The sequence below is a fragment of the Methylobacterium sp. 77 genome (assembly GCF_000372825.1).
Taxonomy (GTDB): domain Bacteria; phylum Pseudomonadota; class Alphaproteobacteria; order Rhizobiales; family Beijerinckiaceae; genus Methylobacterium.
The window spans coordinates 1,829,532-1,842,480 of record NZ_KB910516.1 but is presented as its reverse complement, the minus strand read 5'-3'; the positions used below and the strand labels follow the sequence as shown (position 1 = coordinate 1,842,480).

16 protein-coding genes are annotated in these 12,949 nt (G+C 68.2%); 9 read left to right on the top strand and 7 right to left on the bottom strand.

The window, feature by feature from the left end:
- Nucleotides 1-109: 109 nt before the first annotated feature.
- Together A3OK_RS0108730 and A3OK_RS0108725 are read left to right on the top strand one after the other, a co-directional pair.
- The gene (locus A3OK_RS0108730; RefSeq protein WP_018044305.1) at nucleotides 110-748 is read left to right on the top strand and encodes a 2,3-bisphosphoglycerate-dependent phosphoglycerate mutase; all 639 of its coding nucleotides are present in this window, start codon (nucleotides 110-112) and stop codon (nucleotides 746-748) included.
- Between the two features lie 183 nt (nucleotides 749-931).
- Nucleotides 932-1,993 (top strand): putative sulfate exporter family transporter, encoded by a 1,062-nt coding sequence (locus tag A3OK_RS0108725; protein ID WP_018044304.1) that lies wholly within the window; start codon nucleotides 932-934, stop codon nucleotides 1,991-1,993.
- A 26-nt stretch (nucleotides 1,994-2,019) separates the two neighbouring features.
- Here A3OK_RS0108725 and A3OK_RS0108720 read toward each other — a convergent pair whose 3' ends face one another.
- A complete protein-coding gene (locus A3OK_RS0108720) occupies nucleotides 2,020-3,171 on the bottom strand; it encodes a TDT family transporter (protein WP_018044303.1) in 1,152 nt (383 codons plus the stop codon).
- 214 nt (nucleotides 3,172-3,385) lie between these two features.
- Between A3OK_RS0108720 and A3OK_RS0108715 the strand changes: the two genes are divergently transcribed.
- From A3OK_RS0108715 to A3OK_RS0108690, 6 genes are all read left to right on the top strand, one after another.
- The gene (locus A3OK_RS0108715) at nucleotides 3,386-3,619 is read left to right on the top strand and encodes a hypothetical protein (RefSeq protein ID WP_018044302.1); all 234 of its coding nucleotides are present in this window, start codon (nucleotides 3,386-3,388) and stop codon (nucleotides 3,617-3,619) included.
- Nucleotides 3,620-3,697: 78 nt separating this feature from the next.
- Entirely contained in the window at nucleotides 3,698-3,832 is a 135-nt protein-coding gene (locus A3OK_RS24720; protein WP_018044301.1) for a hypothetical protein, read from the top strand.
- 278 nt (nucleotides 3,833-4,110) lie between these two features.
- Nucleotides 4,111-5,334, top strand: a complete 1,224-nt coding sequence (locus A3OK_RS0108705; RefSeq protein WP_018044300.1) for a molybdopterin-dependent oxidoreductase — start codon at nucleotides 4,111-4,113, stop codon at nucleotides 5,332-5,334.
- Nucleotides 5,335-5,345: 11 nt separating this feature from the next.
- The gene (locus A3OK_RS0108700) at nucleotides 5,346-5,684 is read left to right on the top strand and encodes a cytochrome c (protein WP_018044299.1); all 339 of its coding nucleotides are present in this window, start codon (nucleotides 5,346-5,348) and stop codon (nucleotides 5,682-5,684) included.
- A 185-nt stretch (nucleotides 5,685-5,869) separates the two neighbouring features.
- The gene (locus A3OK_RS0108695; protein ID WP_018044298.1) at nucleotides 5,870-6,853 is read left to right on the top strand and encodes a beta-propeller fold lactonase family protein; all 984 of its coding nucleotides are present in this window, start codon (nucleotides 5,870-5,872) and stop codon (nucleotides 6,851-6,853) included.
- A gap of 79 nt (nucleotides 6,854-6,932) precedes the next feature.
- Entirely contained in the window at nucleotides 6,933-8,018 is a 1,086-nt protein-coding gene (locus A3OK_RS0108690) for a sulfite oxidase (protein WP_018044297.1), read from the top strand.
- Between the two features lie 3 nt (nucleotides 8,019-8,021).
- Here A3OK_RS0108690 and A3OK_RS0108685 read toward each other — a convergent pair whose 3' ends face one another.
- The 5 genes from A3OK_RS0108685 to A3OK_RS0108665 are packed head-to-tail and all read right to left on the bottom strand — an operon-like array spanning nucleotide 8,022 to nucleotide 10,989.
- On the bottom strand, nucleotides 8,022-8,393 hold the full coding sequence (locus A3OK_RS0108685) for a DUF202 domain-containing protein (RefSeq protein WP_018044296.1): 372 nt from the start codon (nucleotides 8,391-8,393) through the stop codon (nucleotides 8,022-8,024).
- Entirely contained in the window at nucleotides 8,390-9,280 is an 891-nt protein-coding gene (locus tag A3OK_RS0108680; protein ID WP_018044295.1) for a LysR family transcriptional regulator, read from the bottom strand. Before A3OK_RS0108680 ends, A3OK_RS0108685 begins: the two co-directional genes overlap by 4 nt.
- Nucleotides 9,277-10,086, bottom strand: coding sequence for an anti-sigma factor (locus tag A3OK_RS0108675; RefSeq protein ID WP_018044294.1), 810 nt, complete (start codon nucleotides 10,084-10,086; stop codon nucleotides 9,277-9,279). Before A3OK_RS0108675 ends, A3OK_RS0108680 begins: the two co-directional genes overlap by 4 nt.
- Nucleotides 10,083-10,592 (bottom strand): RNA polymerase sigma factor, encoded by a 510-nt coding sequence (locus A3OK_RS0108670; protein WP_018044293.1) that lies wholly within the window; start codon nucleotides 10,590-10,592, stop codon nucleotides 10,083-10,085. Before A3OK_RS0108670 ends, A3OK_RS0108675 begins: the two co-directional genes overlap by 4 nt.
- A gap of 13 nt (nucleotides 10,593-10,605) precedes the next feature.
- Nucleotides 10,606-10,989: a hypothetical protein gene (locus A3OK_RS0108665; protein WP_018044292.1), complete on the bottom strand. Its 384-nt coding sequence runs from the start codon at nucleotides 10,987-10,989 to the stop codon at nucleotides 10,606-10,608.
- Nucleotides 10,990-11,527: 538 nt separating this feature from the next.
- On the opposite strand from A3OK_RS0108665, the gene A3OK_RS0108660 reads away from it, so the two are divergent.
- The gene (locus tag A3OK_RS0108660; protein ID WP_018044291.1) at nucleotides 11,528-12,274 is read left to right on the top strand and encodes a phosphatase PAP2 family protein; all 747 of its coding nucleotides are present in this window, start codon (nucleotides 11,528-11,530) and stop codon (nucleotides 12,272-12,274) included.
- 147 nt (nucleotides 12,275-12,421) lie between these two features.
- Here A3OK_RS0108660 and lspA read toward each other — a convergent pair whose 3' ends face one another.
- Nucleotides 12,422-12,949: a signal peptidase II gene (gene lspA, locus A3OK_RS0108655; protein WP_018044290.1), complete on the bottom strand. Its 528-nt coding sequence runs from the start codon at nucleotides 12,947-12,949 to the stop codon at nucleotides 12,422-12,424.

Genomic DNA, 12,949 nt, shown 5'->3' with positions numbered 1-12,949 from the left:
CCGGATGAACGGTCCAACCCATCGCATGGTCGAAGTTCGTTGAAGTCGGATGCCGACATCATCAGAGGCGATGCGACCGGCACGAAAGTGCTCTGCCTCGGGAGACAGCGTGATTCACGATTGCAAAGCCCCGGTCACGCGACATCTCGTGCTGGTCCGGCATGGCCAGAGCGTAGCCAACCGATCCGGCCTGTTCACGGGATTGCTGGACTCGCCCTTGACCGAGCAGGGCCGGATGGAAGCCGAGGCAGCCGGGCGGCGTTTGGCCGAGCGCAGCTGGCGCTTTTCCGCAGCCTTCACCTCGACGCTGACGCGGGCGATCGTGAGCGGCCGGCTTATTCTCGATGCGCTCGGGCAACCCGGATTGGTCCCCCAACGCTTCGCCGCGCTCGACGAGCGAGACTACGGCGACCTCAGCGGGCTCGACAAGATCGCCGCCGATGCGCGCTGGGGGGCGGAGCGGATCGAGACCTGGCGCCGCTCCTACGCCGAGGCGCCGCCGAACGGTGAGAGCCTGCGCGATACCGTCGCCCGCATCGTCCCATGCTACCTCCGAACCATCCAGCCGGCGGTTATGGGCGGAGACGTGCTCGTCGTCGCCCACGGCAATTGCCTGCGGGCGCTTGTCATGGCGCTTGAAGACCTGAGCCCCGCGGAGGTCGAGCACCTTGAACTCGCGACGGGCTCCGTCAGGATCTATGAGCTTGCTGCGGACACGACGATCAAGGCCCGCTGGATCGACGGGTGAATCCGCCTGTCGGCCCTCCACAATGGGTCTCCGCAAACTCTGAAGGGGTCCTGCTTTCATCTATTTCAGTGATGGCAAGCATCTAATCATTCCGTTGGAGTGAATGAACGGGCCCTGGGATCCTCCGGCATCACATCGGAGCCATCCATGTCCGCGCCCAGACTTTTCTCCCACCCTCGATCGATGCACGCCTTGGCCGGCACGAGAGCCATCCTTCCGGGACTGGGCCTCTGCGTGGCGGTCACCGCCGCAGCGGTCGGCTTCGAGGCCGTCGAGGCGCATCTGTTCGGTCGCGCTTGGCTCGAAGCCCTGGTACTGGCGATCCTGCTCGGGAGCGCGATTCGCACCGCCTGGACCCCGTCGCAGCGTTTCTTTCCCGGCATCGCCTTCGGGGCCAAGACCGTGCTGGAGATCGCGGTCGTCCTGCTCGGGGCGTCGCTCAGCCTCGCGACGATCCTCGCCGCCGGACCGGGCCTGCTCTTCGGCATTGCGGGCGTCGTCGCGGTGGCGATCCTGTCGAGTTACGGCATCGGCCGAGCGCTCGGGCTGCATCCGCGCATGGCGATCCTCGTGGCCTGCGGGAACTCGATCTGCGGCAACTCGGCGATCGCGGCCACGGCACCGGTGATCGGCGCCGACGGCGAGGACGTCGCCGCCTCCATCGCCTTCACCGCGGTGCTGGGCGTGCTGGTGGTGCTCGGCCTACCGCTGCTGGTGCCGCTGCTCGGTCTGTCGCCGATGCAGTACGGCGTGCTCGCCGGCCTCACCGTCTACGCTGTTCCGCAAGTCCTCGCCGCCACCGCGCCGGTCGCGGCGCTCAGCGTCCAGGTCGGAACCCTGGTGAAGCTCGTCCGGGTGCTGATGCTAGGCCCGGTCGTCCTGATGCTCTCGCTCGGCGCAAGCCGGCTGCGCGAGGAGACCGACGAGGCCGCCCCCGGCGTCACCGCTGGCGACCGCCCTGCTCGCGCCGGCCTCGCGATCCACCGCTTGGTGCCGTGGTTCATCCTCGCCTTCCTGGCGCTCGCGGGCCTTCGCTCGGCCGGGCTGGTTCCGCAGGTCGCGCTCGCGCCGATGTCGGAGACCGCCAATCTGCTCACCGTGGTCTCGATGGCGGCGCTCGGCCTCGGGGTCGATGTGCGCAGCGTCGCCAAGGCCGGGGCGCGGGTGACCCTGGCGGTGGTCGCCTCGCTCGTCGCACTCGGCGCCGTCAGCCTCGGTCTGATCCGCGTGCTGGGCCTCGCTTGAACCGATCGGATGCGCCCGAGGCCCGGTCAGGCCCCGGCGAGGCAGGGCGAGACGAAGAGCTCCCCGCGATAGGCCCCGCGCAACGTGCGCACGGACACGATCAGCCAGAGTAGGGTCAGCAGGCCGACGAGGCCCGCTCCGAGCCAGGCGAACCCGCTGAGTGCCGTCACTTCGCCGATCCGCAGGGTGGCCAGGGCATAGACGCCGAGCGGGAAGATGTAGCCCCACCAGCCGAGGTTGAACGGAACGCCGGCGCGTAGGTAGCGCACGGTGACGGCGAGCGAGAGCAGAAACCACCAGGCGCCGTAGCCCCAGAGGATCAGCGCGCCGATCAGGCCCGTGATCCTGAGGATCTCGGGCGCGCCGGCAAAACCGCCTGCCGCGAGGATCGGGCCACCGGCCTGCCCCAGCACGAGCAGGCCGAGCGCCCCGGTTCCGAGCGGACCGAGGGAGAGCCAGCTCGATGCGGCCATCTCACGCGGTGGCAAGTTGTGCAGCGCCATGCGCAGCACCAGGATCGCCAGGATGCTCAGCGCCAGCGGGACCGAGACGCCCCAGAGCACGAAGCTCGTGACGATGACGGCGAGTTGTTGGCTCTCGCCGCTCAAGGCTGGAGCGAGCAGGCCACCGGAGACGGCGACGACCTCGGCTGTCACCACTGGCAGCAGCCATACGGCCGTCATCTGGTCGATGCGGTGCTCCTGACGGGTGAACATCAGGTAGGGGATCGCGACAGCACAGATCAGAGCGAGCGCCACGTCGAACCACCACAGTGGCAGTGCGATTCGGACGGTCTCTGCGCCGAGATAGGGCGGACCGAATATCAGCAGCCCGTTCAGCAGCGTCGCCAGTGCCATCGGGATCGCCCCGAAGAACATCGACACCGTCGAGTGTCCGAAGATCCGTCGGGCGCCATCGAAGTAGAAGATCCAGCGCGCGCCGTAGACTAGGCAGAAGGTGGCGAAAAGCACGACGGAGGCGAGCCAGAGCCCGAGCGGCACAGGGGCCAGCAGGGCATGCGTCTCCGGCAGACGGTCGAGGGCCAAGGCGACCACGCCAGTGCCCATCACCACGGTGAACCAGTTCGGCGTGAATTGTCGGATCACGTCCCGCGGATGCTGGAGGCGCGAGAGCGGCTTTAGGCCTGTGCTGATCGCCAGCAGACTGGATTCGGACACGGGGCGCTCTTGGGCTTCGGAGGGTCAACGCACCGGCTCTAGCACGACCCCGCATCGCGCGCCGCCGCGATAAACATCAACTCGCAAGCGGCGCTTAATCATCAAAACAATCGATTAAAACTAGCTAATCAAACCATTAGTATGAATGGTTGTCGGCCGCTACCTTCTTGTCATCACGAACCGACGTGACGACCCGACCAGAAGGATATCGACCATGACCCGTACGATCGCTGCCGTCGCCCTCGCCGCCTCCGCCCTCGTCGGCATGACGGGCCTCTCGCAGGCCCAGGGCCTCCGCGCTCCGCAGGTCCGCTTCATCACCAGCCCATCCGCACCGATCTACGGCGACGCCGATGGCGCCAACGCCAAGAACCCGGCACTCCCGGCCTACGCCCGTGGCCGCGGCCAGGAGACCGGCGGCCCGGCGCGGGAACTGATCGGTCGCTGACAGCGCCCCCTTGGCCGCCGGGCATCCGTCCGGCGGCACGTGAAGCCTTCGAACACCCGAATGACAGGGAGATCCATCATGACCCGACCCACCTTCGAGACCACTGACGAGGCCCGGCAGGGCGAGACCAGCGGTCATATGCGCTGGGTCCTGTTCTGGACGGTCGCCCTGACTGTCGCCGCCGTCGGCACCGCCTGGCTGACGATCATCTGATCCGGCCGCCCGCCATTGATCGGAGATCGGAAATCTTCGGATGATCGCAATCGGAGATCGTTCAGATCTCTAACGATCATTGGGTGGAATAATCATCTCGCTGTAGCATCTCGTTCACGGAGAGGACGCCTCTTTGCCGGGATGACATGGATCGACGACCCGAGTTTCCGGCGGCGAGACCGAACCGTCCCGACCGACGCCAATGCCGTCCGCCGACGGCGACACCGAGATCCAGCGACCGGCCGACGCGGCCCAACAAACGATTCCAGGGAGACATCATGCGCCATCTGCACGAACCGTTGAACCGCCGCCTCGTCCTGGGTGGCCTAGGGGTCGGCAGCCTCGCCGCCGCCATGCCGGCCTGGGCCGCGGGCTCGGTGAAGCTTCCGCTGCCCGGCGGCCCGGACGAGCGGGCGCTGACCACCGCCTTTCCGGGCAAGGCCGAGATGATCCTTCAACGCACCCATCCGCCGCTGCTGGAGACGCCGTTCTCGGTGTTCGACGAGGGCGTGTTCACCCCTAACGACCGCTTCTACGTCCGTTGGCACTGGGCCTCGATCCCGACCGAAGTCGATGCCGGCACCTTCCGTCTTAAGGTCCACGGCCACGTCGATAAGGAACTCTCGCTCTCGCTCGACGCCATCGCCGGCCTGCCGCGCTTCGAGATCGCCGCGGTGAACCAGTGCTCGGGCAATTCACGCGGGCTGTTCGAGCCGCGGGTGCCCGGCGCGCAATGGGCCAACGGCTCGATGGGCAACGCCCGCTGGACCGGGGTACGCCTCAAGGACGTGCTCGAACGCGCTGGGGTGAAGTCCGGCGCCGTGCAGGTGCGCTTCAACGGCCTCGACGAGCCCGTGGTCGACGACGCGCCGGACTTCAAGAAGTCGCTCGATCTCGACCACGCCAACAATGGTGAGGTGATGATCGCCTACGCGATGAACGGCGAGCAGCTCCCGCTGCTCAACGGTTTCCCGCTCCGCCTCGTGGTGCCGGGCTGGTATTCGACCTACTGGGTCAAGATGCTGTCCGACATCGAGGTGCTGGACAAGCCCGACGACGGGTACTGGATGAAGACCGCCTACCGCATCCCGGACGTGCCGGGCGCCAACATCAAGCCCGGCCAGACCGGCTTCAAGACGGTGCCGATCAACAGGATGGTGCCGCGCTCCTTCGTCACCAACCTGACCGACGGCGCCAAGGTGGCGGCCGGAACGCCGGTGGCCCTTCGCGGCATCGCTTTCGGCGGCGATTGCGGGGTAAAGGCGGTCGACTTCTCCGGAGACGGCGGGGCGACGTGGTTTCCGGCGCAACTCGGCGCGGACGAGGGCCCCTACAGCTTCCGCCGCTTCGACGGCAGCCTGCCGGCGCTGGCCGCCGGCACCCATGCGGTTAAGGTCCGCTGCACCAATACCAACGGCGTCGCCCAGGGCATGGACCAGGTCTGGAACGCCAACGGCTTCATGCAGAACGGCATAGAGACCGTGTCCTTCCAGGCCGCTTGAGGAGACCAGCCATGAACCCGATCCGCCCTGCGGCCCTCATCGCCGCGCTCGCCTTGTCTCCTCTGGTGGCGCTCGCCGCCCCGGCCCCCGAGCCGATGCGCTTCACCTCGCAATCCATTGCGATGCCGACCTCCGACCGGATCTTCCCCGACGGGCCGGGGGCCGAGGCCGTCAACAACAACTGCCTTGCCTGCCACTCGGCCGGGATGGTGCTGACCCAGCCCAAGCTCACCAAGGCGCAGTGGACCGAGACCGTGAACAAGATGGTTCACGTCTACAAGGCACCGGTCGATCAGGCCGACGTGCAGACCATCATCGATTACCTCACGGCGTTGAAGCCGACGCCCTGAACCCCCGATTCCCGAGGCCGCCGCGCTTTTTTCGCCGGCCTCGGGGAATAGACCGCGCCTTCCGGCGTCTCCTCAGGGCGATGCACGGCCGGCCCGGCCTTGCACGACGGATTTCCGATTTCGAACCAGCCCTCACGGCAGGCCCCGGCCGCCGAACGAGCGCGCATGCCCGAGAGACACGCTTCATGACCCATATCCGCACCAGCCTGCGCGCCCTCGTCGCCGGAGCCGCCTTGCTCCTCGCCCAGGGCCAGCCCGGGTTCGCCGCCGGTTTCGACGGGGCGATCAAGAACAACGCGCTGGCGCTGAACGCCGCCGGTACGGTCGCCGCTGTGTCGAACAGCGAAGAGAGCGCCGTCATCGTCTACGACGTCGCCAAGGGCACGGTGCTGCGCCGCCTCGACGGCTTCGTGACCCCGCGCAACATCGTGTTCGCGCCGGACGGCGCCCGCTTCTACGTCTCCGACAGCGGCACCGGCCGGATCACGGTCTACGAGACCGCCACCGGCAAGGAAGCCGGCGTTCTCGCCGCGGGCCCCGGCGCGTTCGGCACGGTGCTCTCGGCCGACGGGACCAAGCTCTACGTCAATAACGAGGCCGCGAGCACGCTGACCGTGTTCGACACCAGGACCATGCTCGCCGAGGCTGTGATCCCCGGCTTCGCGCAGCCGCGCCAGGGCGTGAAGTTGTCGCCGGACGGCAAGACCGTGTTCGTGACGAACTTCCTCGGCGACAAGATCACGTTGGTCGATACCGCCACCAACAAGATCACCGGCGAGATCGCCGGGTTCGACAAGCTGCGCGCCATCTCGATCACCAAGGACGGTAAGACGCTGTTTGCCGCCAACAGCGGCCGCAACACGATCGGCGTGGTCGATGTCGCCGCCCGTAAGGTCACGTCCGAGGTGGCGGTGGGCAAGGACCCCTACGGCGCCGCGCTGACCCCGGACGGGCGCTTCGTCTATTCGGGCAATCTCAAGGACAACTCCTTGTCGGTGATCGACACCGGCACCCTCAAGGTCGTCGCCACGGTGACCGGCCTGAACGAGCCGCGCCAGGCGATCGCGTTCTCGGCCGACAACGCCCACGCCTACGTCCTCAACCGCGACCTTAGCGTCGCCGTGGTGGACCGGGCGAAGAACGCGGTCATCTCGACCATGAAGCCCTGAGGCGTCGCGCGCCGGGTGCCTTCTCGGCTCCCGGCGCGTTCCCGATGTCGACACGTCACGAACGCAGGACAAAGACCCCATGCTCGGCCTGTTCCAGCGCAAGGACCGCCTCATCGTCCACGGAAAGGCGCCCTACAACGCCGAGCCGCCGCTCGATCGCCTGCGCGCGGCCTTCCTGACTGATCAGGCCGACTTCTACGTCCGCAGCCACGGTGACATCCCGGACCTCGACGCCGACAGCTACCGCCTGATTATCGACGGGATGGTCGCGACGTCGCTCGACCTCTCGCTCGCCGATCTCAAGGAACGCTTCGCGCCCGTCACCGTCACGGCGGTGATGCAATGCGCCGGCAACCGCCGGGCCGACATGCTGGCGGTGGCGCCGGTCTCCGGCGACCCGTGGGCGCCCGGCGCCATCGGCAACGCGGAATGGACCGGCGTGCGCCTCGCCGAGGTGCTGCGCGCGGCCGGCCTCGACGCGGGGGGCGCACGTCACGTCGCCTTCGAGAGCCACGACCGGATCGCCCATACGGACACGCGCTTCGGCGCCTCGATCCCGCTCGCCAAGGCTCTCGCCCCCGAGACGCTGCTCGCCTTCGCGATGAACGGCGAGCTTCTCGCCCCCGAGCACGGTCACCCGCTGCGTGTTGTGGTGCCGGGCTTTGCCGGCATCCGCAGCCCGAAATGGCTCGCCCGCATCACGGTGCAGGATCACCCCTCCAACAACCCGATGCAGGCCGACGACTACAAGCTGTTTCCGCCCGACGTGACCGCCGAGACCGCGGACCCCGCCCACGGCATCACCATCGAGGCGATGCCGCTCAACAGCGCGATCTGCGAGCCCGCCCGCGGCGCGGCGTTGAAGGCCGGCCGGCACGCGATCCGCGGCTACGCCATCGCCAGTGACCGCGCGGTCGCCCGCGTCGATGTCTCGACGGATGGCGGTCGCAGCTGGGCGCAGGCCCGGATCGACCGCGACGCCGACGCACCCTACGCCTGGACGTTCTGGGAGATCGAGCGCGAGCTGACGACCGGCGAGCACGAACTCGCGGTACGGGCCTGGGATTCCGCCGGCCAGACCCAGCCTGCGGCGCCGGACGACACCTGGAACTACAAGGGCTACCTCAGCGCCGCCTGGCACCGGGTGCGGGTAACGGTGGCCTGACCGTCACGCCCAGAGCAGGGCGGTGGCAGCGAGGCCCGAGATCGCGATGAGCAGGGCCGCAACCCCGACGGTGAGGATGCGCGGCATCATCGGGATCTCGGCATGAGCGAGTCGCGCCCGGATCGCTCGGTCCCGCCATGCGGCGCCGGCGAACGAGGCGAGCGCACAGGCGATCAGCGTGAGCGACAGCACCTTCAGTGGCCAGACCGCCAGCACCTCTCGCAGGAAGCGCTGCGCGGCCAGGCCGACGCCGAGGAAGGCGAGCCCGGTGCGAAGCCACGCCACGAAGGTGCGCTCGGCTGCCAGCACCGTGCGGTCCTCGGCGAGCCTGACCCGCGGGTCGTCGGGGGGAACGGGTTTCGCGGGCTCGCTCATTCGGCATCCGCCGTTGCGATCAAATCGAGCAGCGCGTCGGCGGCCCGGCTGCGGTAGCGCTCCTTGTGGCGCAGTACCCGGAACGGCCGGCTCGGCAGGGCGAACGCCGCCCGTACCAGGGTCCCGGCTCGAAGCGCTGCGGCGACCACGGTCTCGGACAGCACGGCGGCCCCGCCCCCGGCCTCGACGGCGGCGCGGACCGCCTCGTTCGAGGGCAATTCGAGTGTGACTTGGAGTTGAGCCGCAGCGAGGCCGGCCGCACCCAGCGCCGCCTCAAAGGCCGAGCGGGTTCCCGATCCCCCCTCGCGCAGCACCCAGTCGGCCCCGGCGAGGTCCTTGGGTTCAAGGGCGGTCGCTCCGGCGAAGGGATGGCCTGGGGCGACCACGAGGACGAGCTGGTCATGAGCAATGGTGGTGCTCGCGAGCGTCGGGTCGTCCAGCGCCCCCTCGACGAAGCCGAGTTCGGCCTGCCCGGCGCGGACCGCATCGGCAGCGTCGGTGGTGTTGCCCACCGCCAGCCGGATGGCGATCTCAGGGTAGGCCCGGCGGAAGGCGACAAGGTGGCGCGGCAGCCAGTCGCTGGCGATGGTCTGGCTGGCGTAGAGGGCCAGCGTCCCGCGTCGCATGCCGCTGAGGTCGGCGAGCACCAGCTCGGCGGCCTCGGCCCGGGCGAGCACCGCGCGGGCCTCGACGAGGAACACGCGTCCCGCCTCGGTCAGCTCGATCCCGCGGCCGACCCGATGGAACAGCTTGGTCGCGTGTCGTCCCTCGATATTGGCGATCGCCGTGCTGACCGCCGACTGCACGAGGTTCAGCGCCTCGGCAGCCCGGGTTACGTGCTGCCGCTCGGCCACCGCCACGAAGATGCGGAGTTGGTCGAGGGTCATGGTTGCCGCGGCGGAACCGGCAATCCACGGACCTGCGCGTCAACCGCCTGCGCGACGGTCAAAAGCCGCGCTTCGTCGGTGCGACCGGTGACGACGTAGGACATGCCGCCATCGACCCAGGAGAAGGCGGCGACGTCGCCCTCGCGGGCGAAGCGGAACACCGTGCGGCCATCCGCATCGCCTACGCGGCTGTAGAGCGTCAGCCGGGTGCCGTGATCGTCATCGTACATCAGCATCGCGGCGGATTCGGAACCCGCCGGCAGCAGCCGGCCCCCCATCAGGCGGAAGCCGTAGGCCGTGAGGTCGGGGGTGGTCACCGCCCGGCCGAGGCGCTTCGAGAGCCACGTCACGAGGTGTGGCTTCTCATCGGCGCGCACCTCCACTGGATGCACCGCCTCGACCACGTAGGTGCGGAAGGCCGCCACCGCGTCGTCGGTCGCCGGCTCGGTTCGCGCGAGCGTGACCGTGGGTACCTGCCGCGCGGCATGGCCGAACCAGCCGGCGGCACCGCCAACCGCGAGGCAGAGCACGGCCGCAGCCGCGACCGGAAGCCAGCGCCCGGTTATCGGGCGATGTCGCGAGCGGATGTTGGCCACCCGGAGCCGCGCCGGGATCGCCTCCTCGGCGATCGGCGCGAGGCGGGCACGCAAGCGCTCGCGCAGGGCGCGATCCGCCGAGACCTCGGCCGCCCGCGCGGGGTTTCCCCTGAGCCATGCCTCGACCAGTGCCTGCCGCTCCGGTTCGAGACGACCGTCGATCAGGCCGTGCAGGTCGTCCTCGCCGACCGGGCGTGGATCCCCGCTCATTTCACCCTCCTCAACAAGCCGGTTCGGCCCGTTTCCAGAAAACTTCGCATCCGCTCCCGGGCTCGGCTTAACCGCGACATCACCGTGCCCAGCGGTACTCCGAGCACCTGCGCCGCTTCCGCATAAGACAGATCCTCGACCGCGACGAGCAGTAGCACTGAGCGCTGCTCCTCGGGCAGGGCGTCGAGTCCGGTGAGCACGTCGCGTGCCCCCATAACGGCCTCGGGGTCGGCACCCGGATCGGGCACCTGCTCCAAAGCCTCAGCGCCGACATCGATGCCGCGCCGGCCCCGGCGTCGAACAGTGCCGAGGAACAGGTTGCGCTCGATCGTGAACAGCCAGGCTCGCAGGTCGCCGTCGCGGCGACGTCCGGACCAGCCGGACAACGCCCGCTCCAACGTGTCCTGGACGAGGTCATCCGCCGCTTCGCGGTCCCGCAACAGTGCGACTGCGTAGCGCCGCAACGCTGGGATCTGCGGTTCGATGAGGGCGGCGATCTCGTCCACGAGGCTTTACCGATCAGGGCTTGGCGATGTGCCATGCACCGTTGAGGAATCCGTCGCCGGTGATGTCGCCGGGCTTCGTATCCTTGGCGAAGGTGTAGAGCGGCTTGCCCTTGTAGGCCCACTGCATCGTGCCGTCGTCCCGCGTCACCATCGTCCAGTCGCCACTAGCAGCCGAGCCGGAGGCGGCCATCAGGGCCGGCCAGTTGGCGGCGCAGGGGCCGTTGCACATCGACTTGCCGCCCATGTCCTTGTCGAAGGTGTAGAGGGTCATGCTCTTGGCATCGACGAGCGCCGGCCCCTTGGCAGTCTCGGCCGTCATCGCAGGCGCAGCGGCCTGGGCGGCGGCGGCGGAGAAGGCGAAGGCCGCAAAGGCAGCGCGGATCAGCATGGTGTGCATGAGTGAGGTCTCCCGCGGTCGACCATGACCGCATCGGGAGAGATGCCGAACGGGCGCGTCTATTCCACTGACACACGAAAAAGATTGGTGACGTCAGCGTGACCGCCGACTCGTCCTCAACCACGGCATACGGCCGTCACCCAGGAGCAGTCAGAGGAATGATGCGGCGGCGTCACCACTCTGAAAGGCGGAGATCCGAGATCATGCCCTCGCACGGCGAGATCGACTGCAACGTCTGCTTTCGAGAGATACGTTGGCTTGCTCTTACGGCGTAGTTGGGTCGGAAGCGGACGGTATCAAGCGTCAGGTTTCGACCACTAGGCCTCGGGGTCGATATCCGACGTTTCAGGCCCTCCTCCACAGGGATCTCGGCGTGGATGCGACCATTGCGGGCAACAAAGGTGCGGGTTCTCCTTGGCTCGCCGCTCACCGCGGGGGAACGGGCGAGGATCCGAACGGGTTCTTCGGCTCTGCCGCATGAGGCGGTGAGTGTCCCGAGCCAGCAACCGTCAAGGGACCGATCCAGGAGTTCGGGCGCATGAACCAGTCCTCTCCGTCCGCCCGTGCCGGTATCATGGCGCGCCTCGGCAAGCGGGAGATCGGTCTGCCCGTGACGCTGTTTTGCGTCGCCGCCCTCATCCTCGGGTTTGGTCTCCTGGCCGACAAGGTCATGGAGGGCGGCACGATGGGGTTCGACACCCGCGTCGCCCACTTCTTCCGTCCACCCGGCGCGGCTGGTCCGATTGGACCGGATTGGCTGCACGAGATGGCCCGGGACGTGACCTCCCTGGGCAGCATGGTGGTCCTCTGCTTCCTCATCGCGGCTGTGGCAGGGTACCTGCTCCTGATCCGCAAGCAGGGGGCCGCGGTCCTGGTGGTGGGATCGATCCTGGGCGGGACGGTCATCAGCTTCGGGCTGAAACTCCTCTTCAACCGGCCCCGACCCGAGATCCCCGGCGGCATCCAGGTGTTCACCGCCAGCTTCCCTAGCAGCCACGCCATGCTCTCCGCCGTGACTTACCTGACACTCGGCGCCCTCATGACGCGCGTGGCGGCGGGCGCTCGCCTGAAGGCGTACTTCATGGGGCTGGCCGTCTTCCTCACGGTCGTCGTCGGGCTGAGCCGGGTCTATGTCGGGGTCCACTACGCGACCGACGTGCTGGCAGGCTGGTGCGTGGGGTCGGCCTGGGCGGTCCTGTGCTGGGTCGTGGCCCTCCAGCTTCAGCGACGCGGTCAAGTCGAGAAGCCCGACCATGTCGCGGGCGAGGCCGGCATCGAGGCATAGGACCCCATGCGCCGTTCTTCCTAAACGCATCCTCCGCCTGACTGAAGGGACGGACGCATCCCAGCATTCGTTCAATTAGCAGGACCGCATCGTCCATGCCTGCGGCCAGGCCGTTCGACCATTACGGGCACGACCGAAATGACGCCGTTAAGGGACCCGTAGGGCGGCCCGATCAAGCGGCGCTGGTGGTCTCGGCCCGCCCGGCTTGCCGACTGCCTCCCAAGCTATCAAGGCGGCCCCGAGGCTGATCCAGATATCGGCCATGTTGAAGGTGAACCAATGCACCTCCGCCGGGTGCAGGTCGAGGAAGTCCGTGACGCGGCCGTCCACCCATCGGTCGATGAGGTTTCCCAGTGCACCGCCGGTCATGATGGCGAAACCAACTCCTTCCGACGCTCCGGTCGCGCGGAATGCCAACCGGGCAACGTAGGCCGTCAGCATTCCCTGAAGCGCAAGAAGGACGACCAAGGACGTCGCGTCATGCGCCGGAAGCAGGCTGAAGCTGATGCCATGATTGAACGCGAGCCTGAGGTCGAGCATCGGCAGTACCGCGTGCACGGTTTCGTCGGAAAGCCTGTCGACCGCCAGCGCCTTGGTCCACAGGTCGGTGCCCGCCGCGGTCACAGCGATTACGACGAGGGCGCCGAACCCGGCCCTTTCCCGTATGAGACGCAT

Bases quoted from the DNA above. Each gene is read 5' to 3' on its own strand.
- A3OK_RS0108705 (WP_018044300.1), top strand. From the start codon at position 4,111: ATGCGCCATCTGCACGAACCGTTGAACCGCCGCCTCGTCCTGGGTGGC.
- A3OK_RS24720 (WP_018044301.1), top strand. From the start codon at position 3,698: ATGACCCGACCCACCTTCGAGACCACTGACGAGGCCCGGCAGGGCGAG.
- A3OK_RS0108695 (WP_018044298.1), top strand. From the start codon at position 5,870: ATGACCCATATCCGCACCAGCCTGCGCGCCCTCGTCGCCGGAGCCGCC.
- A3OK_RS0108690 (WP_018044297.1), top strand. From the start codon at position 6,933: ATGCTCGGCCTGTTCCAGCGCAAGGACCGCCTCATCGTCCACGGAAAG.
- A3OK_RS0108665 (WP_018044292.1), bottom strand. From the start codon at position 10,989: ATGCACACCATGCTGATCCGCGCTGCCTTTGCGGCCTTCGCCTTCTCC.
- A3OK_RS0108660 (WP_018044291.1), top strand. From the start codon at position 11,528: ATGAACCAGTCCTCTCCGTCCGCCCGTGCCGGTATCATGGCGCGCCTC.
- lspA (WP_018044290.1), bottom strand. From the start codon at position 12,949: ATGCGTCTCATACGGGAAAGGGCCGGGTTCGGCGCCCTCGTCGTAATC.
- A3OK_RS0108685 (WP_018044296.1), bottom strand. From the start codon at position 8,393: ATGAGCGAGCCCGCGAAACCCGTTCCCCCCGACGACCCGCGGGTCAGG.
- A3OK_RS0108725 (WP_018044304.1), top strand. From the start codon at position 932: ATGCACGCCTTGGCCGGCACGAGAGCCATCCTTCCGGGACTGGGCCTC.
- A3OK_RS0108680 (WP_018044295.1), bottom strand. From the start codon at position 9,280: ATGACCCTCGACCAACTCCGCATCTTCGTGGCGGTGGCCGAGCGGCAG.
- A3OK_RS0108675 (WP_018044294.1), bottom strand. From the start codon at position 10,086: ATGAGCGGGGATCCACGCCCGGTCGGCGAGGACGACCTGCACGGCCTG.
- A3OK_RS0108715 (WP_018044302.1), top strand. From the start codon at position 3,386: ATGACCCGTACGATCGCTGCCGTCGCCCTCGCCGCCTCCGCCCTCGTC.
- A3OK_RS0108700 (WP_018044299.1), top strand. From the start codon at position 5,346: ATGAACCCGATCCGCCCTGCGGCCCTCATCGCCGCGCTCGCCTTGTCT.